Raw genomic sequence first — 22,417 nt, forward strand, 5'->3', positions numbered from 1 at the left:
GCGAAAAGGATCCGATAGCGCGGTCTGCATCTGATCGCTTCCACGGGCGCGGGGGGAGCTCTGATGGTGAAGCCAAGCTGGCTCGCGAAGGATGTGCCGAAGCAACCATCAGCAAGGTGATGCCGCGTTGACCTGTTCAGTGATGGCCAATTCCTCGGCGCCTCGACTTCGCCCGTTGGCTCGTCATTCTCGCAGAAGCATCTTCAGACATTCGACAAAATTATTGAGTTGCTTGTCCGAGCGGCTTCTACCGCCATCGGGGTCGGTCGCCACAATGTCAAGGTCGACTGACATAACTAGGTCCCGCTCTGCGCTATTCTGATCGAAACCGATTTTCAACCGTTTCTCCTTCGCCCCTTCGGCGAGGATTCTCAAGAAGGTGTTGGCGTGGAAGACACCGAAAAGGCTACCGGCCTCCGGGTTAGGTACTGTCCGGACCAACTCGTCGAGGTTCGAGCCGAGAGTGTCGCTTGTCAGATAGATGCGCGTTGGCGGCGACGGGGTTGCATGCGCTTCGAGTTGAGCGTCCCAGTCGAGCTTGGAGGGTGACACCTTCAACAGGCCGGCGAACTTGCGTGCGTCATGAGTGGGGATCGACAACACGCCAACGGAACCAGCCACCTTCAGCAAATCTCCGCTTCCATAGAGATGATCGCGAAGGAATACGTTGTACTCGAGAGCGCAGCCGGTTCTTGCGCCATTTTCCATGATAGGCTCACTAAGAACGAACTGGGTGCCGACGAGTGCGTCAATGGCGGCCTGCAATTCGTTGCTGTAGGCGCTCACGGGTTGGCTGACAAAGGCGCAGGCGAACGCTATTTTAGGTAGTTTCAGCTGCGACAAGTTCATTCGCCCGATCATGGCCAATACCCGATTACCCTCCGGCAAGTTCTGCACGAGGCCGCAGCGTCTCGCAAGATGCGAACCGCTATCCGTTTCCTCCACCTGGATCGAACCGACAGGAAGACTTGACCTAGGAGGGTGGGAGACTCCCGCGGAGCTTGGGTAGTAGGGGTTGAGGAGAATGTGTGGCCTGCATTGGGCACCATTTCTCTTGCGAATTTTCTGCCCCTGATCTGTTTATCGGATTGGGGCCGATCTGCTTGCGGCCATGACGGCGTTCTTCGCGGAATGGGGCAGGTCGCGGCGTCGAACCAAGGCGGTCCTGCTGCGTGTCACTCATACTCGGCGTCGTGGACGGCGGCGCCGGGGCGCTGCTCATCGAGGCTTTGCCGGTAGCGGATGCAGCCGCGCAGGAACTTGGGCCATGGGGGGACGGCAATGTCCGGATCCAGCCGCTCCGGCAGCAATTGCCAGAGCTGCGGATGATGCCAGCACAAGGCATGGCCGGTGGCGTCCCGATGGGCGCGGATACCGGCCCTGAGGCGGCGCACCTCTTCCTCCAGCCGTTCGCGGCTCATGCCCTTGAGATCGTCGTCCATCTTGCAATGCGCAGCTTCACAGGTCCGGCACGAATGTCGCCCCGGAAACGGTCCGGCGGTTGTCCCGCGAGGCCGCCGCCAGCGGCATTTCGCCGAGCCTTGACACCACCGCAACATTAGCACGATGCACAGGCTGAGGCAGTCCGCCGGGGCTGTGTGTCGGTAGCCCCTCTCGTTCACCGCTCCAGCAGCAGCCGCATGCCGAAGGCGGCGAGGAGGGCGCCGAGGATCCGCTCGCCGATCCTGCGGCAGCGCTCATAGACGCGGCGCACTTGCGGCTGCGAGAGGACGAGCGTCACCGCCCCGTACCACACGACCTCGATGGCATAGGCGCCCGCCAGGATGGCCAGCTTCGCCGCCAGCGAGGTCTCGGGCGGGACGGCGGCAGCGTAGAGGCCGACGAAGAAGGCGATCGCTTTCGGGTTCGACAGGCACATGACGAAGCCGCGCCTGAAGCCGGGCATGAAGCGCGACTCGTCCGCTCCGTCTGCCGCGGCGAGCGGGCGGCCGGCGCTGCGCCATCCCTCGATGCCGAGCCAGATGAGATAGAGGCCGCCGGCGATCTGGACGGCACGCGCCAGCCAGTCGATCTCGGCAAGGATGACGGAGAGCCCCGCCATGGTGAGCACCGCATAGATGGTCGCGGCGCTTGCGAGGCCGAAGGTGGCGCCGTAGGCGGCGCGCCGCTCGCCGGCGGCGGCCATGCGCGAGACGAGCGCGAAGCTCGGCCCCGGGCTGACCACGATGGCGGCATAGATCGTCAGGGTGGCCGCGATGGTGGCGATGTCGGCCGCGGTCATGGGTTTGACACCCCGCCGTAATCCCGCACCAGCCGCTCCATCCGCGCGGCCTGCGGGTCGGTCTCGGCGGCGAGGCCTTCGGCGACGCCGATGCGGTCGGGGGCGGGGCGGTTCTGGCTCACCTTCCACTTGCCGTCGATGGCCTCGATCGTCATCTCGATGCCGACGATGCCCTTGAGCTGCGCCGCCACGAAGTCTTCCGGCGCGTCCGTCACGGCCCAGGGCTCCATGCGGCCGCCCTCGTGCTGCGCGGTCAGCGCCGTGATCTGGCGCCGCAGCCACTCCTTGTCCTCGATGACGCGCACGGGGCCGCGCACCTGCACGATGGCGTAGTTCCAGGTCGGCACGACCTTGCCGGTTTCCTTCTTCGTCTCGTACCAGGAAGGCGTGACATAGGTGTCGACGCCCTGGAAGACGGCGAGGGCGGGCTCACCGGCCGCGAGCGCCTGCCATTGCCGGTTGGCGCGGGCCAGATGCGCCCTGAGCACACCCTTGGGCGCCGCTTCCGCATCGAGCAGGAACGGCACCGGGTTGGCGAGGGGGCCGTCCTCGCCCGAGGTGATCATAAGGCCGAGCGGATGGGCGCGGATCAGCGCGTGCTGGACCTCGAGCCTCTCCTCGCGGAAATGCGGCGGCTGGTACATCGAATTCCTCCATCGGCCCCGCGGCCGCGGTCGCGCGCGCGCCTCAGGCCTATTCTTAAGCGTCTTCGCGTTGCTGTGCCACGGGCGCGGTTGCGTCCTGGCGAGCGGCTATGCGAGTGGCAGGCCGTGCCCGATCTTTTTGCAACATGCCGCGTTGCACAAAACGGCGGCATGAGCATGATGCGGGCATGCCCCGTGCGTCGCTCGCCATTCTCGTGATCGATGAAAACCGCATCCGCGCCTCCATCATCGAGGCGGGGCTGCGCGAGGCCGGCCATGACAACGTCGCCCTGGTGCACGACGTGACGGGCATCGCCCGCCGCATCGCCGAGATCAACCCCGACGTCATCGTCATCGACCTCGAGAACCCCAACCGCGACATGTTGGAGAACATGTTCCAGCTCTCGCGGGCCGTGAAGCGCCCCATCGCCATGTTCGTCGACCGCTCCGACCAGGCCTCCATCGAGGCGGCGGTCGAGGCCGGCGTCTCGGCCTATGTCGTCGACGGGCTGAAGCAGGAGCGGGTCAAGCCCATCCTCGACATGGCCATCAGCCGCTTCAACGCCTTCGCCCGCCTGGCGCGGGAGCTGGAGGAAGCGCGCAGCGAGCTCGCCGACCGAAAGCTGGTCGAACGCGCCAAGGGCATCCTCATGAAGTCGCGCGGCATGACGGAGGAGGCGGCCTATGCCCTGCTGCGCAAGACCGCGATGAACCAGAACCGCAAGATCGCCGAGATCGCCCAGAGCCTCGTGACCGCCGCGGGGCTGCTCGAACCGGGAGACGACGCATGAGCGAGGCGCCTTACGAGATCGCCGCCGGCTTCATGCCGCTGCTCGACAGCGCGCTCGTCGTGGCGGCGCACGAGAAGGGCTTCGCCGAGGCCGAGGGCGTCGCGCTCAAACTGGTGCGCGAGACCTCCTGGGCCAATATCCGCGACAGGCTCGCGGTCGGCCATTTCCAGGTCGCGCACGTGCTGGCGCCGATGCCGATCGCCTGCAACCTCGGCCTGACGCCGCTCGCGGCGCGCTCGGTGGTGCCGATGGCGCTCGGCCTCGGCGGCAATGCCGTGACCGTCGCCAACGCCCTGTGGCAGGCGATGGCCGGGCACGGCGCCGTGCCGGACCTCGGCCCGCGCGCGGCGGGGGAGGCGCTGCGCGCCGTGGTGAGGGAGCGTGGCCGGCAGGGCCTGCCGCCACTGCGCTTCGCCGTCGTCCACCCGCACTCCGGCCACAACTACGACCTGCGCTACTGGCTCGCCGCCTGCGGCATCGATCCCGACCGGGCGGTGGAGATCGTCATCCTGCCGCCGCCTTTGATGGCGGATGCGCTCGGCTCCGGCGTCGTCGACGGCTATTGCGTCGGCGAGCCGTGGAACACGGCGGCCGTGATGCTGGGCACGGGCCGCATCGCGACCGTGAAGGCGAAGATCTGGCGCTCCAGCCCCGAGAAGGTGCTCGCCGCCGACGCCCGCTGGGCCGAGGCTGCGCCCGAGGCGCTGGCGGCCCTGCTGCGCGCGCTCTATCGCTCGGCCGAGTGGTGCGCCGATCCGGCCAACCGGCAGGAGCTCGCCGCCATCCTGTCCGCGTCCGCCTATGTCGGCCGGCCGGCCGAATGGCTGATGCCGGCGCTCACGGGCCGCCTCGCCATCGGGCCCGATGCGGGGATGGAGGTCGAGGACTTCTTCGTGCCGCAGGCGCGGGGCGCCACCTTCCCGTGGAAGAGCCACGCGCTCTGGTTCTACAGCCAGATGGCGCGCTGGGGGCAGGTGCTCCACACGCCGGCGAATGCGGCCGTCGCGCGTGAGACCTACCGGCCCGATCTCTACCGCGCCGCGCTGAAGCCGCTCGGCGTCGCGCTGCCTGGCGCCAACGCCAAGGTGGAGGGCGCGCTGACGCGGCCGACCCCCGTCGGCTCGGCCGGCGCCAGCCTGATCCTCGGCCCCGACGGCTTCTTCGACGGCAGCCTGTTCGATCCGGACGATCTTGACGCCTATATCGCCGCGCAGGGGGCGGCCGAGGCGGTGTGAGGGGCGGCTATGATACCAGTTGCCCTGATCACGACCGTCATGCCCGCGCTTGTCGCGGGCATCCACGCCTTGCACGGTGAGCAAGATCAAAGGCGTGGATGGCCGGGACGAGCCCGGCCATGACGGATTGCATGCGTCGGAAGGCAAGCTGACTGCATTTTCAGCATCCTTGTGCGCTGCACAATAAAGGTGCGGTGTGCCGCCGTGATCTGATCAAGCCTTGGTCGCTTGTCCACAGGCCCCTGTTCACGTTCCCGAGAATTAGTCCATTGTGACCACACAATTCCGGCGCGTGGCGGACTTGGCACGCTTCCTGCGTTGCCCTTCCGTGAGGCCATAGGGCCGACATAGGGCGTCCAGCGTCGGGCGCTGCTGGCAAAGCTGCCGATCAGGGAAAGCGCGTCCGGGAGGAGGGCGCCTGGTCCTGGCCGGCGGCTTTTTTGTTGCGCAGCACACCGATCGCGGATGCCGCCTGCTTGAGAGGGGACGACATGAAACGGACGCAGACGACCACCCTTTCCATGGCTCCCGGGCGCCGTGCCTTCCTGAAGGGGGCTGGCGCCACCGCGACCTTCCTCGCCGCCAAGGCGCTGCTGCCGGCCGGTGCCCATGCCGCCGGCTCGGGCCCCGAGGTCACCGGCGCGCGCCTCGGCTACATCGCGCTCACCGATTCCGCCCCGCTCATCATCGCCAAGGAGAAGGGCTTCTTCGCCAAATACGAGGTGCCGGACGTCGCCATCGAGAAACAGGCGTCCTGGGGTGCGACGCGTGACAACATGGCGCTCGGCGGCGGCGCCGGCGGCATCGACGGCGGCCACATCCTGAGGCCGAAGGTCCACCTCTATTCCTCCGGCGCCGTGATGCAGAACGGCCAGAAGCTGCCGATGTACACGCTCCTCAACCTCAACGAGGACTGCCAGGGCATCTCCGTCGCGCAGGAATATGCCGAGACGGGCGTGAAGCTCGATTCCGGCGCCTTGAAGGAGGCTTTCGCCAGGAAGAAGGCGTCCGGCAAGGACGTGACGGCCGCCATGACCTTCCCCGGCGGCACGCACGACCTGTGGATCCGCTACTGGCTCGCCGCCGGCGGCATCGACCCGGACAAGGACCTCAACCTCATCGTCGTGCCGCCGCCGCAGATGGTGGCCAACATGAAGGTGGGCAACATGGACTGCTTCTGCGTCGGCGAGCCGTGGAACGAGCAGCTCGTCAACCAGAAGATCGGCTTCACCGCGACGACCACGGGGGAGATCTGGTTCCGCCATCCGGAGAAGGTGCTCGGCATGCGCGCCGACTGGGTGGACAAGAACCCCAAGGCGACCCTCGCCATCCTGATGGCGCTGATGGAAGCCCAGCAGTGGTGCGAGAAACAGGAGAACAAGCAGGAGATGGCCGAGATCATCGGCCGGCGCCAATGGTACAACGTGCCGGTCAAGGACATCATCGGCCGCATCAAGGGCGACATCAACTACGGCAACGGCCGCACCGTCGCCGGCTCCGACCTGCTCATGAAGTTCTGGGGCGAGAAGGGCGAGACGTCCTATCCGTGGAAGAGCCTCGACACCTGGTTCATGATCGAGAACATCCGCTGGGGCAAGTTCCCCGCGTCGGTCGACGTCAAGGCCATGGTCGACGCCACCAACCGCTCGGACCTGTGGCTCGCGGCAGCCAAGGGCCTCGGCCTTGCCGACCTGCCGGCCGGTGACAGCCGCGGCGTGGAAAAGTTCTTCGACGGCAAGACCTTCGATCCCGAGAACCCCTCCGCCTATCTCGACAGCCTCGCCATCAAGGCCGTCTCGTGAAAGCCGGCCGGCGGCCTGCGCCGGCCCCTTCCGCCAAAACGAGGGCAAGCCCCATGACATTGCCGTCCATCAAGGGCGATGCGATCGCCGCATTCCCCGCCGAGCGCCAGAAGGCGACGGTGGTGACGCTTCCGCCCGCCGTGTCCCGCAGGTTCGATATCACCGCTCTTGCCACGCGGCTCGCACAATCCATCGTCCCGCCGCTCGTCGTTCTCCTCGTTCTCCTTGCCGTGTGGCAGGTGGCCTTCTCGGGCCCCGGGTCGTCGCTGCCGCCGCCGAGCGAGATCTGGAACGAGAGCAGCGACCTGATCCTCGACCCGTTCTTCGTCAACGGCACGCAGGACATCGGCCTCGGCTGGCGCGTCATCGTCTCGCTGGAGCGGGTCGCCATCGGCTTCGGCCTCGCCGCGGTGGCGGGCGTGCTGCTCGGCGCGCTCGTGGGCCAGTCGGTGTGGATGATGCGCGGGCTCGATCCGATCTTCCAGGTTCTGCGCACGGTGCCGCCGCTCGCCTGGCTGCCGATCTCGCTCGCCGCCTTCATGGATTCGCGGCCGTCGGCGATCTTCGTCATCTTCATCACGGCGATCTGGCCGGTGATCATCAACACCGCCGCCGGCGTGCGCAACATCCCCGAGGACTACCGCAACGTCGCGCGCGTGCTGCGCCTCAACCAGGTGGAGTTCTTCTTCAAGATCATGGTGCCGGCGGCCGCGCCCTACATCTTTTCGGGGCTCCGGATCGGCGTCGGCCTCTCCTGGCTCGCCATCGTCGCGGCCGAGATGCTGACGGGCGGCGTCGGCGTCGGCTTCTTCATCTGGGATGCGTGGAACTCCTCGCGCCTCACCGACATCATCGTGGCGCTCGTCTACATCGGCCTCGTCGGCTTCCTGCTCGACCGGCTGGTCGGCTTCGTCGGCGTCATCGTCACCCGCGGCGCCGCGGCCAGCTGAGGGAGAAGACCCATGAGCGCCTATCTCAAGCTCGACTACATCGGCAAGAGCTTCTCGCGCGGCGGCAAGGTGAGCGAGGTCCTGCGCGACATCCGCCTCACCATCGACGAGGGCGAGTTTGTCTCCATCATCGGCCATTCCGGCTGCGGCAAGTCGACCCTGCTCAACCTCATCGCCGGCCTGACGCCGGTCTCCTCCGGCGCCGTGCTCCTGGAGAACAGGGAGGTCAACGCGCCGGGGCCGGACCGCGCCGTCGTCTTCCAGAACCACTCGCTGCTGCCGTGGCTCAGCGTCTACGACAACGTGGCGCTCGCCGTCACCAAGGTCTTCCGCGGCCGGAAAAGCAAGGCCGAGCGGCACGCGTGGATCATGGAGAACCTCGACCTCGTGCAGATGGTTCACGCGGCCGACAAGCGGCCGGGCGAGATCTCCGGCGGCATGAAGCAGCGCGTCGGCATCGCCCGGGCGCTCGCCATGGAGCCGAAGATCCTGCTGCTCGACGAGCCCTTCGGCGCCCTCGACGCGCTGACTCGCGCCCATCTGCAGGACCAGATGATGGATATCCACGCGCGGCTCGGCAACACGATGATCATGATCACGCATGACGTCGACGAGGCCGTGCTCCTCTCCGACCGCATCGTGATGATGACCAACGGGCCGGCCGCCACCATCGGCGAGGTGCTGGAGGTGCCGCTGCCCCGCCCGCGCGAGCGCCTGGCGCTCGCCTCCGACCGCACCTACCTGCGCTGCCGCGAGGCGGTGCTGAAGTTCCTCTACGAGCGCCACCGCTTCGTGGAGGCCGCGGCGTAGGAGCAGCGCGACGTCTCCAATCCCTCCCCCTTGCGGGGAGGGGTAGGGGTGGGGGTGGTGCAGCATGCAGGAGGCCGTGTCCTTGCGTCCTGACCCCCCACCCCCAACCCCTCCCCGCAAGGGGGAGGGGAGCAGTCGCGCTCCTTGCAGCAAGGCACGCGTCAGGCCCGACGCGTTGTGCGCTGCACAAGAAATGGGCGGATTGCTGCGCCGCTCAGCAATTCGGCAGGGCAGGGCAGGGGCTGCCAAAGCGCCGGCAAAGCGCTCCAACGCATTGTAACAACTAAAAATTCGCCTCCTTCCTTTGAGTTGGCACGCCTCGTGCAAGAAAGAGGGCGAAGGCCGTAACGGCCGACATAGGGCGTCCAAGGGCGGGCGCCGCAGGCAAAGCTGCCGATCGGGTGAACCCGCGCTTCCGCCGGAGGAGGTGCGTGCGGCCCGGCCGGCGGCTTTTTTGTTGCTTTTCCCACCGCGGCCGCGAGCCGCCAACGGAGCCGATGATGACCGCACCCCACCAAGCTGCGCCCGGCAAGGACGAAGCGACGCGGGCTCTCGCCATGTCCACCATCGCCTTCACCATCTGCTTTGCGGTGTGGACGATCTTTTCCATCATCGCCGTGCGCATCAAGGACGAGCTCGGCCTCACCGAGACCGAGTTCGGCCTCCTCGTCGGCACGCCCATCCTCACCGGCTCGCTCGTGCGCGTGGCGCTCGGCGTGTGGACGGACCGCTACGGCGGCCGCCTCGTCTACACCGCCACCATGCTGGCGGCGGCCATCGCCACCTTCCTCCTCGCCTTCGCCCAGACCTATCAGCAGATGCTGGCCGCCGCGCTGGGCGTCGGCCTCGCCGGCGGGGCCTTCGCGGTCGGTGTCGCCTATGTGGCGCGCTTCTACCCAGCGGAGCGGCAGGGCACGGCGCTCGGCATCTTCGGCGTCGGCAATGTCGGCGCCGCGGTCACCAAGTTCGTCGCGCCCTTCATCCTCATCGCCTGGGGCTGGCAGGCGGTGGCGCTCATCTGGGCGGCGGTGCTCGTCGTCATGGCGCTCGTCTTCTGGTTCACCACCGAGGACGACCCCGTCATCAAGGCGCGCCGCGCCGGCCTCGCTCCCGCCCCGAAGGGCTTCTGGTCGGAGTTCGCGCCGCTGAAGAACGTGCAGGTGTGGCGCTTCGCCCTCTACTACTTCTTCGTCTTCGGCGCCTTCGTCGCGCTCGCCCTCTGGCTGCCGCGCTACCTCATCGGCGTCTACGGCTTCGACATCAAGACGGCCGGCATCGTCGGCGCCGCCTATTCGATCCCCGCCAGCATCTTCCGCGCCTATGGCGGCGCCCTGTCCGACCGCATCGGCGCCCGCGCCGTCATGTACCGCACCTTCGCCGTCTCGGCGCTCGCCACGCTCGTCCTGTCGCTGCCGACGGGCGACTATGTGCTGCGCGGCATCAACGGACCGGTCGCGCTCCATGTCGAGGTCGGGCCCGTGCTCTTCATCGCCGTCGCCTTCGTCCTCGGCTTCGTCATGAGCCTCGGCAAGGCGGCGGTCTACAAGCACATCCCGGTCTATTACCCGCAGAACGTCGGCGCCGTCGGCGGCCTCGTCGGCATGATCGGCGGGCTCGGCGGTTTCGTCCTGCCGATCGCCTTCGGCGCGCTCAACGACCTCACCGGCCTGTGGTCGAGCTGCTTCATGCTGCTCTTCGCCATCGTCGCCGTCTCCTTCGTGTGGATGCACGTCGCCATCCGCCGCATGGAGCGCCGCGCCGCCGGCGGCCTCAGCTACGCCGCCCAATGAACAACGGATTGACGGACATGACCCAGAAACTCGTCGTCGTCGGCGCCGGCATGGCCTCGGGCCGCGCGCTGGAACATCTCTTCGAAGCCGCCCCCGGAGCCTTCGAGGTCACGCTGTTCGGCGCGGAGCCGCGCGGCAACTACAACCGCATCATGCTCTCCCCGGTTCTGGCGGGGGAGAAGAGCTACGGCGACATCGTCACCCACGACGCCGCCTGGTATGCCGAGAACGGCGTCGCCTGCCGCTTCGGCGAGACGGTCACCAAGATCGACCGCAAGCGCAAGGTCGTCGTCTCCAAGGGGAGCGAGACGCCCTACGACAAGCTCCTCATCGCCACCGGCTCGGCGCCCTTCATCATTCCCGTGGCCGGCAAGGACCTGCCGGGCGTCATGGCCTTCCGTGACCTCGACGACGTCAACGCCATGGTGGAAGCCGCGCGCAAGCCCGGCGCCAAGGCTGTCGTCATCGGCGGCGGCCTGCTCGGCCTCGAGGCCGCGGCGGCGCTCAAGCTGCGCGGCATGGACGTGACGGTGCTGCACCTCATGGGCCACCTCATGGAGCGCCAGCTCGACCCCGCCGCCGGCTATCTCCTGAAGAAGGAGCTGGAGGGCCGTGGCATCAAGGTCCACGTCAAGGCGCAGACCAAGGCGATCCTCGGCGACGGCCGCGTGGAGGCCGTGGCGCTGGAGGACGGCACCATCTACCCCGCCGACATCGTGGTCATGGCCGTCGGCATCCGACCCGAGACGCGCATCGCCGTCGACGCCGGCCTCTATGTGGAACGCGGCATCGTCGTCAGCGACCAGATGGTCACCTCGGATCCGGACATCCTCGCCGTCGGCGAGTGCGTCGAGCACGAGAACGTCTGCTACGGCCTCGTCGCGCCCCTCTATGACATGGCCCGCGTCGCGGCCAAGACGCTTATCAAGGAGGATGCCGCCTTCCGCCCCGTCGAGACGGCGACGCAGCTCAAGGTCACCGGCATCAACCTCTATTCCGCCGGCGACTTTGCCGACGGCGACGACCGCGAGGAGATCGTGCTGCGCGACGCCTCGGCCGGCGTCTACAAGCGCCTCGTCCTCAAGCAGAACCGCATCGTCGGCGCGGTGATGTATGGCGAGACCTCGGACGGAGCATGGTTCTTCGACATGCTCCGCAAGGGGACGGACATCGCGGAGATGCGCGAGACGCTCATCTTCGGCCAGGCCTACCAGGGAGGGTCCCCGCTGGACCCTACGGCGGCCGTTGCAGCCTTGCCGGATGATGCGGAGATCTGCGGCTGCAACGGCGTGTGCAAGGGCAAGATCGTCTCGGCGATCACGAGCAAGGGCCTGACGTCGCTCGATGACGTCCGCGCCCATACCAAGGCCTCCGCCTCCTGCGGCTCCTGCACCGGCCTCGTCGAGCAGGTGATGAAGCTGACGCTCGGCGACAGCTACAACCCGGCCGCCGTGCAGCCCATGTGCACCTGCACCGACCTCGGCCACGACGACGTGCGCCGCCTCATCAAGGCCAAGGGGCTCAAGACCATCCCCGCCGTGATGCAGGAGCTGGAGTGGAAGACCTCCTGCGGCTGCGCCAAGTGCCGGCCGGCGCTCAACTACTATCTCGTCTGCGACTGGCCCGACGAATATGCCGACGACTACCAGTCGCGCTTCATCAACGAGCGCGTGCACGCCAACATCCAGAAGGACGGCACCTATTCGGTCGTGCCGCGCATGTGGGGCGGCGTGACCAATGCCGCCGAGCTCAGGGCCATCGCCGATGTGGTGGACAAGTTCAACATCCCGGCCGTGAAGGTCACCGGCGGCCAGCGCATCGACATGCTGGGCGTGAAGAAGGAGGACCTGCCGGAGGTCTGGGCCGATCTCGGCAAGGCCGGCTTCGTCTCCGGCCACGCCTATGCCAAGGGCCTGAGGACGGTGAAGACCTGCGTCGGCTCCGACTGGTGCCGCTTCGGCACGCAGGATTCGACCGGCCTCGGCATCCGCATCGAGAAGTTCATGTGGGGCTCGTGGACGCCGGCCAAGGTCAAGATGGCCGTCTCCGGCTGCCCGAGGAATTGCGCCGAGGCGACCTGCAAGGACGTCGGCGTCATCTGCGTCGACTCGGGCTTCGAGATCCACTTCGCCGGCGCGGCGGGGCTCGACATCAAGGGCACCGAGAAGCTCGGCCTCGTCGCGAGCGAGGAAGAGGCGCTCGAGGTCATCGTGGCGCTCACCCAGATGTACCGCGAGCAGGCGCGCTATCTCGAGCGCATCTACAAGTGGGCCAAGCGCATCGGCTACGACGAGATCCGCCGCCAGATCCTCGACGACAAGGACAGGCGCAAGGCCTATTTCGACCGCTTCGTCTTCTCCCAGAAGTTCGCCCAGGTCGACCCTTGGTCGGAGCGCGTCTCCGGCAAGGACAAGCACGAGTTCAAGCCGATGGCGAGCGTCGGCTTTGCTGAAGCGGCGGAGTGAAGGCGATGAGCGACTGGGTTGAAATCGGCCGGCTGTCCGACATTCCGCAACGCGGCGCGCGCTGCGTCGACACGCCCATCGGCCGCATCGCGGTCTTCCGCACGGCGGCGGACGAGGTCTATGCCATCGAGGACCGCTGCCCGCACAAGGGCGGCCCCTTGAGCCAGGGCATCGTCCACGGGGCGCAGGTCACCTGTCCGCTGCACAACTGGGTGTTCTCGTTGGAGACGGGCTTCGCCCAGGGCGCCGACGAGGGCGCCGTGCGGACCTTTGCGCTGAAGCGCGACGGCGAGCGCATCCTGATGGACGCCTCGGCCATCCTGGCGGCGGCCGCCGCACGCATCGCGGCCGAATAGGGCAGGCGGCGATGGAGGAAACCGCCCCGACGATCACGAAGACGACCTGCCCCTATTGCGGGGTGGGCTGCGGCGTCCTCGCCACGGTCGCCGCGGACGGCAGCGTCGCCGTCCGCGGAGATCCCGACCATCCCGCCAATTTCGGCCGGCTGTGCTCCAAGGGCTCGGCGCTGGCCGAGACCATCGACCTCGACGGCCGCCTGCTCCATCCCGAGATCGACGGCCGCAGGGCCGGCTGGGACGAGGCGCTCGACCGTGTCGCCGAGACCTTCTCGCGCACCATCGCGGAGCACGGGCCGGGTTCCGTCGCCTTCTACGTTTCCGGCCAGCTCCTCAACGAGGATTACTACGTCGCCAACAAGCTGATGAAGGGCTTCATCGGCACGGCCAACATCGACACCAACTCGCGCCTGTGCATGGCCTCCTCGGTCGCCGGCCACCGTCGCGCCTTCGGCGCCGACACGGTGCCGGGCAGCTACCGGGACCTCGAGCTTGCCGACCTCGTCGTCCTCGTCGGCTCCAACCTCGCCTGGTGCCATCCGGTGCTGTACCAGCGCCTCGCCGCCGCCAAGGCCGAGCGGCCTGAGATGAAGGTCATCGTCGTCGACCCGCGCCGCACCATGACGGCCGATATCGCCGACCAGCACCTCGCCATTGCGCCCGATGGCGATGTCGCGCTCTTCAACGGCCTCCTCGCCCATCTCGCCGAGGCGGGCGCGCTCGACGAGAACTACATCGCCGAACACACGACCGGCTTCGCCGAAGCGCTGGCCGCCGCCTGGCGCCTCGACATGGACGGCACCGCCGCCGAGACCGGCCTCGACCGGGCGAGCATCGCGGAATTCTACCGGCTCTTCGCCACGACCGAAAAGGTCGTCACCGTCTACAGCCAGGGCGTCAACCAGTCGTCGGTCGGCACCGACAAGGTGAGCGCCATCATCAACTGCCATCTCGCCACCGGCCGCATCGGCCGGCCCGGCATGGGGCCCTTCTCGGTGACCGGCCAGCCCAACGCCATGGGCGGGCGCGAGGTCGGCGGGCTCGCCAACATGCTGGCGGCCCACATGGACATCGACAATGCGGCCCATCGCGAGCGGGTGCAGCGCTTCTGGGGCTCGCCGGTCATCGCCTCCGCGCAGGGCCTCAAGGCCGTCGACATGTTCCGCGCCGTCGCCGACGGGCGCATCAAGGCGTTGTGGATCATGGCCACCAACCCGGTCGATTCCATGCCGGACGGCGACATGGTCGAAACCGCGATCCGCGCCTGCCCCTTCGTTGTCGTCTCCGATGTCCTCGGCGCCACCGACACGGTCCGCCACGCCCATGTGAAGCTGCCGGCCGCCGCCTGGGGCGAGAAGGACGGCACGGTGACCAATTCCGAGCGCCGCATGTCGCGCCAGCGCCCCTTCCTGCCCCTGCCGGGGGAGGCGAAGCCCGACTGGTGGATCGTCACGGAAGTGGCGCGCCGCATGGGCTTCGCCGAGGCCTTTTCCTATGCCTCGCCGGCCGAGATCTTCGCCGAGCACGCGGCGCTCTCCGCCTTCGAGAACGACGGCACGCGCGATTTCGACATCGGCACCCATGCCGGCATCGATGCCGCCGGGTTCGATGCGCTCGCGCCGTTCCAGTGGCCGGCGCGTCGGGCCGGCGAGACGTCGGCGGACGACATCCGTTTCTTCGCCGAGGGCGGCTTCTTCACGCCGGACCGCAAGGCCCGGCTCGTGCCCGTCACCACGACGGCGCCCGCGCGGGTGGGCGAAGGCTTCCCCCTCGTGCTCAACACCGGCCGCGTGCGCGACCAGTGGCACACGATGACGCGCACCGGAAAGAGCCGGCGCCTGTCGCAGCATCTCGCCGAGCCCTTCGTCGAGATTCACCCCGCCGATGCGGCAAAATACGGCATCGCCGATGCCGATCTCGTGCGCGTCACCTCCGCCCGCGGCGCCATCGTGGTCAGGGCGCTGCTGACGAGCCGCCAGCGCGAGGGCTCGGTCTTCGTGCCCATGCACTGGACCGACCAGTTCGCCGCCGACGGCCGTGTCGACCGCCTCGTGCCGCCGCTGACCGACCCGACCTCCGGCCAGCCGGCGCTGAAGCACGTCGCCGTGCGCATCGCGCGCTTCGCCGCCGCGGCCTACGGCTTCGCCGTGCTCACCGAGAAGCCCGAACACATCGCCGCCGACTACTGGGCCATCGCCCGCTGCGAAGGGGGCTGGCGCGTCGAGCTCGCCTTCGCCGCCCCCGTGGCGGACTGGTCGGCTGTGGCGGACGCCGTCCTGCCCGCGGCTACCGGCACCGAGACCCTGTCCTTCCAGGATGCGGTCGCCGCCCGCCGGCGCTTTGCGCGCTTTGCCGGCGAGCGCCTCCTCGGCGCGCTCTATCTCGCGGCCGAGCCGGTCGCCGTGCCGCGCGACTGGGCCGTCGAGCAGCTGTCGCAGGCCCATGCCGATCAGCGGGCACGCCTCGCCATCCTCGCCGGCCGGCCGGGCAAGGGCAGCGAGGACAAGGGCGCCATCGTCTGCTCGTGCTTCGGCGTCGGCGCCCGGCAGATCGCGGGCGCGGTCGTCGCCGGCTGCCACACGGTCGAGGCTGTCGGCGAAGCCCTGCAGGCGGGCACCAATTGCGGCTCTTGCCGCGCGGAGATCAGGAGCATCATCCATGCACATCGTCTCCAGGCAGCCGAGTGAGCGTGCACCAAGTGAGCGCGCACCGAGCGAGCGCGCTCCCGCGCGGATCGAGCCGCTCAGCGTCGTCCCGGTCTTCCTCGACCTCGCCGGCAAGTGCGCCGTCGTCGCCGGCGGCGGCGATGCCGCGGCCTGGAAGGCGGAGCTGCTGGTCGCCGCCGGCGCCGAGGTGCACGTCTACGCCCCGCGCGAAGAGCTGAGCGGGGAGTTCTCCCGCCTCTTGGAGCGTTTCCAGGCGAAGTGGACACCGGTTCGCCGCCCGGAAACGCGACAAAATGAAAAGATAGAACGTGTCTGCGTTTCGCAGGAAAGCGGACACGCTCTATTCACCGCGGACCTGCCCGGACGGCTCGTCCACCACGACGCCCATTGGGATGCGGCGGCCTTCTCCGGCGCCACCGTGGCCATCGCCGAGGCCGAGGAGGACGCGGAGGCCGCCGCCTTCCGCGCTGCATCGCTCGGCGCCGGCGTGCCGTGCAACGTCATCGACAAGCCGGCCTTCTGCTCCTTCCAGTTCGGCACCATCGTCAACCGCTCGCCGCTCGTCGTCGGCATCTCGACGAGCGGCGCCGCCCCCGTGCTCGGCCAGGCCGTGCGCCGCCGCATCGAGGCGCTGCTCCCCGCCTGGCTCGCCGACTGGGCGGGCCTTGCCGCGGACATGCGCGAGCGCGTGATGGCGCGCCTCGGCCCCGGCGCCCGCCGCCGCGCCTTCTGGGAGGCCTTCGTCGACCGTGCCTTCCGCGCGGCACCCGGAGGCGACGCCGCCGGTGCGCTGGAGGCCGACGCAGGCCGCATCGCGCGGGGCGAGCGCCACGACCGCGGCCGCGTCACCTTCGTCGGCGCGGGGCCCGGCGATGCCGAGCTTCTGACCATCAAGGCCGTGCGTGCCCTGCAGGCGGCCGACGTCATCCTCTTCGACGATCTCGTCTCCGAGGACGTGCTGGAACTCGCCCGCCGCGAGGCCAAGCGCATCCTCGTCGGCAAGCGCGGCGGCCGGCCGAGCTGCAAGCAGGACGAGATCAACGCCATGATGCTGACGCTTGCCCGCGCCGGAAAGCACGTGGTGCGCCTCAAGTCCGGCGACCCGATGATCTTCGGCCGGGCCGGGGAGGAGATCGACAGCCTGCGCCAGGAAGGCATCGCCTTCGACGTTGTGCCCGGCATCACCGCCGGCATCGCCATGGCCGCAACGCTCGGCGTGTCGCTGACCCACCGCGACCAGGCGAAGTCCGTCCGCTTCGTCACCGGCCATTCGCGCCATGGCGGCCTGCCGGAGGACGTCGACTGGCGCGCCATCGCCGATCCCTCCGCCACCACCGTCTTCTACATGGGCGGCCGCACGGCTGCCGAGATCGCGGCCCGGCTCATGGACTATCGGATGGCGGCGGACACGCCCGTGGCGCTCGCCGAGGCGCTCGGCCGCCCGGAGGAGGCGCTCACCCGCTGCCGCCTCGCCGACCTGCCGGCGCGCATTGCCGAACGTGACGAGCGCCAGCCGCTCGTCATCGGGGTTGGCGCGGTCTTCGCCGAGGCGAGGGCGGCCGGAATGGGCGAGGACCGGCCGGCGCTGGCTTCAGCAGGTTGAGAATACGCGAACGCGCGAGAACGTGGTGGAGCGTCATTCCCCTCCCTCCGCTTGCGGTGGGGAGGGGCTAGGGGTGGGGGGCGGTGCCGCTGGCCAGATGCGTCCAGTCGCAGTCGCCAAAGACGATCGAACCGCCGGCGGCGGCACTGTCCCTCATCCCTCTCCCTCCCCGCACGTCGTGGGGGAGGGAGAGGGCGGTGCGCACGGGTCCTCACCGCAAGACGAAAGCCATCCCCCACATTTTCGCTGCCTACTTTTGCGGCAGCAGCATGGGCGAGCGGGCATTTTACCTATAGATTGCCCGCCATGACGCAGAACGACACCGCGGAGGACGCCGCGCCGAGCGCGTGGGCGAAGGAGTGGCGCGCCACCTTGGCGCTGGCCTGGCCGCTCGTGCTCACCAATCTCGCCCAGACCGCGATGGGCACGACGGACGTGATCATGCTCGGCTGGCTGGGGGCCGAGTCGCTCGCGGCCGGGGCGCTCGGATTCAACCTCTATTTCGCGATGCTCATCTTCGCCATCGGCATCGTCACGGCGACGGCGCCGATGATCGCGCGCGAGATCGGCCGACGTTCCTACGAGGTGCGACAGGTGCGCCGCACCGTGCGGCAGGGGCTGTGGGTGTCGGCCGCCATCGCCCTGCCGATCTGGCTCTTCCTCTGGCAGGGGGAGGCCATCCTCCTCGCCATGGGGCAGAAGCCGGACCTCGCGGCGGCCGCGGGCACCTATCTGCACGCCCTGCAATGGGCGGTGCTGCCGTTCTGCGGCTATGTCGTGCTGCGCTCGTTCCTCTCGGCGCTGCAGCGGCCCATGTGGGCGCTCGCGGTCAGCATCGCGGCCAATCTCTTCAACATCCTCGCCAACTGGTGCCTCATCTTCGGCAATCTCGGCTTCCCGGCTCTGGGGCTGACGGGCGCCGGCGTGGCGACGACGACGTCGAGCATTTTTCTCTTTGCCGGGCTCGTCGTCGCCATCGTGCTCGACCGCCGGCTGAAGCGCTATGCCCTCTTCGGCCGCTTCTGGCGGCCGGACTGGTCCCGCTTCATGGAGATCTGGCGCATCGGCCTGCCCATCGGCGCCACCTTCGCCTTCGAGGTCACCATCTTCAACGCCGCCGTGTTCCTCATGGGGCTCATCGGCACGGCCTCGCTCGCCGCCCATTCCATCGCCATCCAGATCGCCTCGCTCACCTTCATGGTGCCGCTCGGCATCGGGCAGGCGGTGACGGTCCGGGTCGGCCGCGCCTTCGGCGCCGAGGACAGAGAGGGCGTGCGCGTCGCCGGCTGGACGGGCTTCGTCATGGCCATCGCCTTCATGGCGACCATGGCCTTCTTCATGCTGGTGACGCCGCGCCTGCTCGTCAGCGCCTTCCTCGATGTCCGGGCGCCGGAGAACGCCGAGGTCGTCGCGCTCGCCGTCTCGTTCCTGGCCTTCGCCGGCCTGTTCCAGATCTTCGACGGGGCGCAGGCCGTCGGCGCGGGCATGCTGCGCGGCCTGCAGGACACCCGCGTGCCCATGGTCTATGCGGCGCTCGGCTACTGGGGCATCGGCCTGCCGCTCGGCGCCGCGCTCGCCTTCCGTGGCGGCCTCGACGGCGTCGGCATCTGGATCGGCCTCGCCGCCGGCCTCGCCGTCGTCGCCGTGCTCATGCTGGTGCGCTGGCTGCGGCGGGAGAGGCTGGGGCTCCTCGCCTTCGACGCCGGCCGGCCTGCAGCGCCGCCAGCCGATTGCGTACCCGGCAGCGTATGAAAAAAGCGGCCGGACGGACCGGCCGCTTTTTTCATGCATGGGCTTTGGGCCTCTTGGCCTTTGGGAACGTCCTTGCCATCGTCATGGCCCGGCTCGGCAAACGCAACTCGGGCTCGCCCGATTTGCGACGCTTCGAAAAGACGCAACGCGCATGCGCGTTGCTGGTGCCATCCAGGTCTTTGGCGGCGTTTCCAAGGCGTGGATACCCGTGACAGGCGCGGACATGACGGCTGGAAAGCGGGCCGTTTACTGCGCCAGTTCCCAGATGAGCTGCACCTGCGCGCGCAGCGTCTGCTCGCCGGTTTCCACTGGCACGGCCTTGGCCTCGGCAAAGTCCATGGACCTTGCCATCATCATCGGCCGGGGCGGCATCTGCATGCTCGTCTCGTTGATCTCGACGAGGCGGCCGAGCTTGGCGCCGGCGGCCTGCACGTAGAGCTCGGCCTTGCGCTTGGCGTCCTCCACGGCGGCGGAGCGCGCCTTGTCGAGCAGGGTCGCCGGTTCGGCGACGTCGAAGGACAGGCCGCCCATCTGGTTGGCGCCGGTGGTGACGGCCGCATCGAGGACGGTGCCGAGCTTGGCGAGCTCGCGCACGCGCACGATCACCTGGTTGCGCACCTCGTAGCCGTCGATGCGCGGCGGCTGGCTCGAGCCGTCCTTCGGCTCGGGATAGACGTAGCGCGGCTGCACCGAGAAGCCGTCGGTCATGATGTCCTTGGCGGCGATGCCGGCCTTCTTGAAGGCCTCGATGACGCGGGCCATGGCCTCGGTATTGGCGTCGAGCGCCTCACGCGCGGTCGACGCCGACGTGACGACGCCCGACGTGAGCGTCGCCATGTTGGGGACCGCGTTGACGGTTCCTTCGCCGACGATGGTGATGCGTCCAGGCGCGCGCTCGGCGGCCGTCTCGGCCGCGAGGGCCGAGGTGGCGGCGGTCGCGACAAGGGCGGCGACGAGGACGGTACGACGAAGATCGATCATTTTCAGTTGGTTCCTGCAATCAATCGGCGCAGCTGCTTCACCATGCAACTGTGACCGAGATGAGACCGCGCCGGCGGGCCGGCGCGGGCAGCCTTTTCTCCCCCCGCCCGACTGCATAGATTGTCGGGGGCAGGCGGCACAATAGAATGGTGCCGGGGAGAGTGCCATGCAATCGGCCATCGGCGTCGTCGTCTATCAATCGCAGCATCTCGTCGACGGGCTGCTCGTCGCACTGAGCCGGCGCCTCAGGGAACGCGACCTGCGCCTCGCCGGCCTCGTGCAGCACAACGAGGACGATGCCTGCACCGCCTGCGGGGACATGGCGCTCGAGGACCTCGCCACCGGCCGCCTCGTCCCCATCAGCGAGCAGCGCGGACCGGGCGCAAGCGGCTGCCGGCTCGACGCGCAGGGCCTTGCGACCTCGGCCGGTCTCGCCGCGGCGGCCATCGGGGCGGACGGCGTCGACCTCGTCATCCTCAACAAGTTCGGCAAGGCGGAAGCCGAGGGCAGGGGCCTGCGCGACGAGTTCGCGCTCGCGGTCGGCCGCGGCCTGCCGACGCTTACTGCGGTCGGCGAGGCGCTGCTGCCGGCCTGGCGCTCCTTCGCCGGGGAGGACTGGCAGGTGCTCGAGCCGTCGCTCGAGGCGCTCGAAGCGTGGTGCCTCGCGCAGGTGGCGGGTGACGCCCGCGCCGGCGAGAGGGTCGCCGAGGGGATCACGTCGTGAACGGACATTTGGGCAGCCTGGCGCCGCCGGCAGGCGTCGACGCGAGCGAGGACCTCGCCTTCCTCGCCGACTACCTCGTGCGGCCCGATCCGCTCGACCCGCGCCTCGGCATCACGGTCACCGGCGTCGACCAGGGCGGCGCCCCGGTCGAGACCCGCGTCGTCACCGAGCGGGCACTGACGCTCTATCTCAACGCGCAGGAGATCGTCACCATGATGACGATCGGCGACCATCCGGAGCATCTCGCCGTCGGCTACCTGCTCAACCAGAACATGCTGAAGCCGGACGATGTCGTCACCGATGTCGATTACGACGCCGAGCTCGATGTCGTCGTGGTGCGCACCGAGCGCAAGACCAACTACGAGGACAAGCTGCGCAAGCGCACCCTGACCTCCGGCTGCGCCCAGGGCACCGCCTTCGGCGACTTGATGGACGTGATCGACGAGGCCCGCCTGCCGCATGCGGAGCTGCGCACGTCCTGGCTCTACGCGCTCACCCACAAGATCAACCGCACGCCCTCGCTCTATCTCGAAGCGGGTGCCATCCACGGCTGCGTCCTGTGCGCGCGCGACCGGCCGCTCGTCTATATGGAGGACGTCGGCCGCCACAATGCGGTGGACAAGGTCGCCGGCTACATGCACCGGCACGGCATCGATCCGGCCGACAAGATCTTCTACACGACGGGGCGCCTCACCTCCGAGATGGTCATCAAGACGGTGCGCATGGGCATTCCGGTCCTCGTCTCGCGCTCCGGCTTCACCGCCTGGGGCGTCGAGCTGGCCCGCAAGGCGGGGCTGACGCTCGTCGGCCGCGCCCGCGGCAAGCGTTTCATCGCTCTGTCGGGCGCCGAGCGTATCGTCTTCGACCAGGATCTCGCCTATGTGGCGGAGGAATCGGCGAAGCACCGGCGCAAAGGGGCGAGCGACAAGGGAGGCGGAGATGATTGAAACCTGCCCGCCGACCATCGGCGCGCTGCTCGCCGGCGGGCTCGCTCGGCGCATGGGCGGCGGCGACAAGCCGCTGCGCCGCGTCGGCGGCCGGCCCATCCTCGACCATGTCGTCGAGCGCATGGCGCCGCAATGCGCCGGCCTCGTCATCAACGCCAATGGCGATCCGGCGCGCTTTGCGCCCTATGGCCTGCCGGTGGTTCCCGACGACGTGCCCGGCTTCGCCGGCCCGCTCGCCGGCATCCTGGCCGTGCTCGACCACGTGGCGGTGCGCCGGCGCGACGTGGAATGGATCGTCAGCGTCGCCGCGGACACGCCGTTCCTGCCGCCGGATCTCGTCGCGCGCCTCCACGCCGCGCGCCGGGAGGAGGGGCGATGCTCGCCTGCGCCGCCTCGGGCGGGCGTACCCATCCGGTCATCGGGCTGTGGCCGGTGGGCATCCGCGAGGACCTGCGCCGGGCGCTCGTCGGCGAGGGCGAGCGCAAGATCGACCGCTTCACGGCCCGCTTTCCGCTCGCCGTCGCCGAATGGCCGACGGAGCCGTTCGACGTCTTCTTCAACGCCAACGCGCCGGCGGACCTCGAAGCGGCCGAGGCGATCCTCGTTCACGCACGCCTGAGTTGACGGGGCGCGATTTCGCACGCACCCTCCTCAGGCGA

At 68.8% G+C, this 22,417-nt stretch carries 18 protein-coding genes and 1 pseudogene; 14 read left to right on the forward strand and 5 right to left on the reverse strand.

The window, feature by feature from the left end; all coding sequences use genetic code 11:
* Positions 1–183 precede the first annotated feature (183 nt).
* From AL346_RS14570 to AL346_RS14585, 4 genes are all read right to left on the reverse strand, one after another.
* Positions 184–849, reverse strand: coding sequence for a hypothetical protein (locus tag AL346_RS14570; protein WP_019400044.1), 666 nt, complete (start codon positions 847–849; stop codon positions 184–186).
* Positions 850–1,175: 326 nt separating this feature from the next.
* Positions 1,176–1,442 (reverse strand): hypothetical protein, encoded by a 267-nt coding sequence (locus tag AL346_RS14575; RefSeq protein ID WP_019400043.1) that lies wholly within the window; start codon positions 1,440–1,442, stop codon positions 1,176–1,178.
* 176 nt (positions 1,443–1,618) lie between these two features.
* Positions 1,619–2,242, reverse strand: coding sequence for a LysE family translocator (locus AL346_RS14580; protein ID WP_019400042.1), 624 nt, complete (start codon positions 2,240–2,242; stop codon positions 1,619–1,621).
* On the reverse strand, positions 2,239–2,886 hold the full coding sequence (locus tag AL346_RS14585) for an FMN-binding negative transcriptional regulator (protein ID WP_019400041.1): 648 nt from the start codon (positions 2,884–2,886) through the stop codon (positions 2,239–2,241). The genes AL346_RS14580 and AL346_RS14585 overlap by 4 nt, the downstream gene beginning before the upstream one ends.
* Before the next feature lie 188 nt (positions 2,887–3,074).
* Between AL346_RS14585 and AL346_RS14590 the strand changes: the two genes are divergently transcribed.
* The 11 genes from AL346_RS14590 to AL346_RS14640 all read left to right on the forward strand — a co-directional run bounded on the left by AL346_RS14590 (position 3,075) and on the right by AL346_RS14640 (position 19,106).
* Positions 3,075–3,677: an ANTAR domain-containing response regulator gene (locus AL346_RS14590; protein ID WP_019400040.1), complete on the forward strand. Its 603-nt coding sequence runs from the start codon at positions 3,075–3,077 to the stop codon at positions 3,675–3,677.
* The gene (locus tag AL346_RS14595) at positions 3,674–4,912 is read left to right on the forward strand and encodes a CmpA/NrtA family ABC transporter substrate-binding protein (protein ID WP_019400039.1); all 1,239 of its coding nucleotides are present in this window, start codon (positions 3,674–3,676) and stop codon (positions 4,910–4,912) included. Before AL346_RS14590 ends, AL346_RS14595 begins: the two co-directional genes overlap by 4 nt.
* Positions 4,913–5,403: 491 nt before the next feature.
* Positions 5,404–6,714 carry a CmpA/NrtA family ABC transporter substrate-binding protein gene (locus AL346_RS14600; RefSeq protein WP_050996425.1) on the forward strand — a complete coding sequence of 437 codons (1,311 nt, stop codon included), beginning with the start codon at positions 5,404–5,406 and terminating at the stop codon, positions 6,712–6,714.
* Positions 6,715–6,767: 53 nt separating this feature from the next.
* The gene (gene ntrB / locus AL346_RS14605; RefSeq protein ID WP_019400036.1) at positions 6,768–7,664 is read left to right on the forward strand and encodes a nitrate ABC transporter permease; all 897 of its coding nucleotides are present in this window, start codon (positions 6,768–6,770) and stop codon (positions 7,662–7,664) included.
* Positions 7,665–7,676: 12 nt separating this feature from the next.
* The gene (locus tag AL346_RS14610; protein WP_019400035.1) at positions 7,677–8,474 is read left to right on the forward strand and encodes an ABC transporter ATP-binding protein; all 798 of its coding nucleotides are present in this window, start codon (positions 7,677–7,679) and stop codon (positions 8,472–8,474) included.
* Positions 8,475–8,974: 500 nt separating this feature from the next.
* Positions 8,975–10,264: a nitrate/nitrite transporter gene (locus AL346_RS14615; protein WP_026015064.1), complete on the forward strand. Its 1,290-nt coding sequence runs from the start codon at positions 8,975–8,977 to the stop codon at positions 10,262–10,264.
* A 17-nt stretch (positions 10,265–10,281) separates the two neighbouring features.
* Positions 10,282–12,729 (forward strand): nitrite reductase large subunit NirB, encoded by a 2,448-nt coding sequence (gene nirB / locus AL346_RS14620; protein WP_053194068.1) that lies wholly within the window; start codon positions 10,282–10,284, stop codon positions 12,727–12,729.
* Between the two features lie 5 nt (positions 12,730–12,734).
* Entirely contained in the window at positions 12,735–13,085 is a 351-nt protein-coding gene (nirD, locus tag AL346_RS14625) for a nitrite reductase small subunit NirD (protein ID WP_026015066.1), read from the forward strand.
* Positions 13,086–13,096: 11 nt separating this feature from the next.
* Complete coding sequence (locus tag AL346_RS14630; protein ID WP_053193809.1) at positions 13,097–15,772, forward strand: nitrate reductase; 2,676 nt, start codon at positions 13,097–13,099, stop codon at positions 15,770–15,772.
* Positions 15,744–17,354, forward strand: a complete 1,611-nt coding sequence (gene cysG / locus AL346_RS14635; protein ID WP_019400986.1) for a siroheme synthase CysG — start codon at positions 15,744–15,746, stop codon at positions 17,352–17,354. The genes AL346_RS14630 and cysG overlap by 29 nt, the downstream gene beginning before the upstream one ends.
* A 306-nt stretch (positions 17,355–17,660) precedes the next feature.
* Positions 17,661–19,106, forward strand: coding sequence for an MATE family efflux transporter (locus AL346_RS14640; RefSeq protein WP_019400985.1), 1,446 nt, complete (start codon positions 17,661–17,663; stop codon positions 19,104–19,106).
* Positions 19,107–19,352: 246 nt separating this feature from the next.
* Here the strand turns inward: AL346_RS14640 and AL346_RS14645 are convergent, their stop codons facing one another.
* Positions 19,353–20,087: an SIMPL domain-containing protein gene (locus AL346_RS14645; RefSeq protein ID WP_019400984.1), complete on the reverse strand. Its 735-nt coding sequence runs from the start codon at positions 20,085–20,087 to the stop codon at positions 19,353–19,355.
* A gap of 166 nt (positions 20,088–20,253) precedes the next feature.
* Here AL346_RS14645 and AL346_RS14650 point away from each other — a divergent pair, with 166 nt between their 5' ends.
* The 3 genes and pseudogenes from AL346_RS14650 (at position 20,254) to mobA (ending at position 22,382) form a co-directional block, all read left to right on the forward strand.
* Positions 20,254–20,811, forward strand: coding sequence for a DUF2478 domain-containing protein (locus tag AL346_RS14650; protein ID WP_019400983.1), 558 nt, complete (start codon positions 20,254–20,256; stop codon positions 20,809–20,811).
* Between the two features lie 17 nt (positions 20,812–20,828).
* Positions 20,829–21,758 carry a formate dehydrogenase accessory sulfurtransferase FdhD gene (locus AL346_RS14655; protein WP_050996485.1) on the forward strand — a complete coding sequence of 310 codons (930 nt, stop codon included), beginning with the start codon at positions 20,829–20,831 and terminating at the stop codon, positions 21,756–21,758.
* Positions 21,751–22,382 (forward strand): annotated as a pseudogene (gene mobA / locus AL346_RS14660) (molybdenum cofactor guanylyltransferase MobA). The gene AL346_RS14655 and the pseudogene mobA overlap by 8 nt, the downstream one beginning before the upstream one ends.
* Positions 22,383–22,417 lie beyond the last annotated feature (35 nt).

It is taken from the genome of Chelatococcus sp. CO-6 (assembly GCF_001271345.1).
GTDB classification, from domain to species: Bacteria; Pseudomonadota; Alphaproteobacteria; order Rhizobiales; family Beijerinckiaceae; genus Chelatococcus_A; species Chelatococcus_A caeni.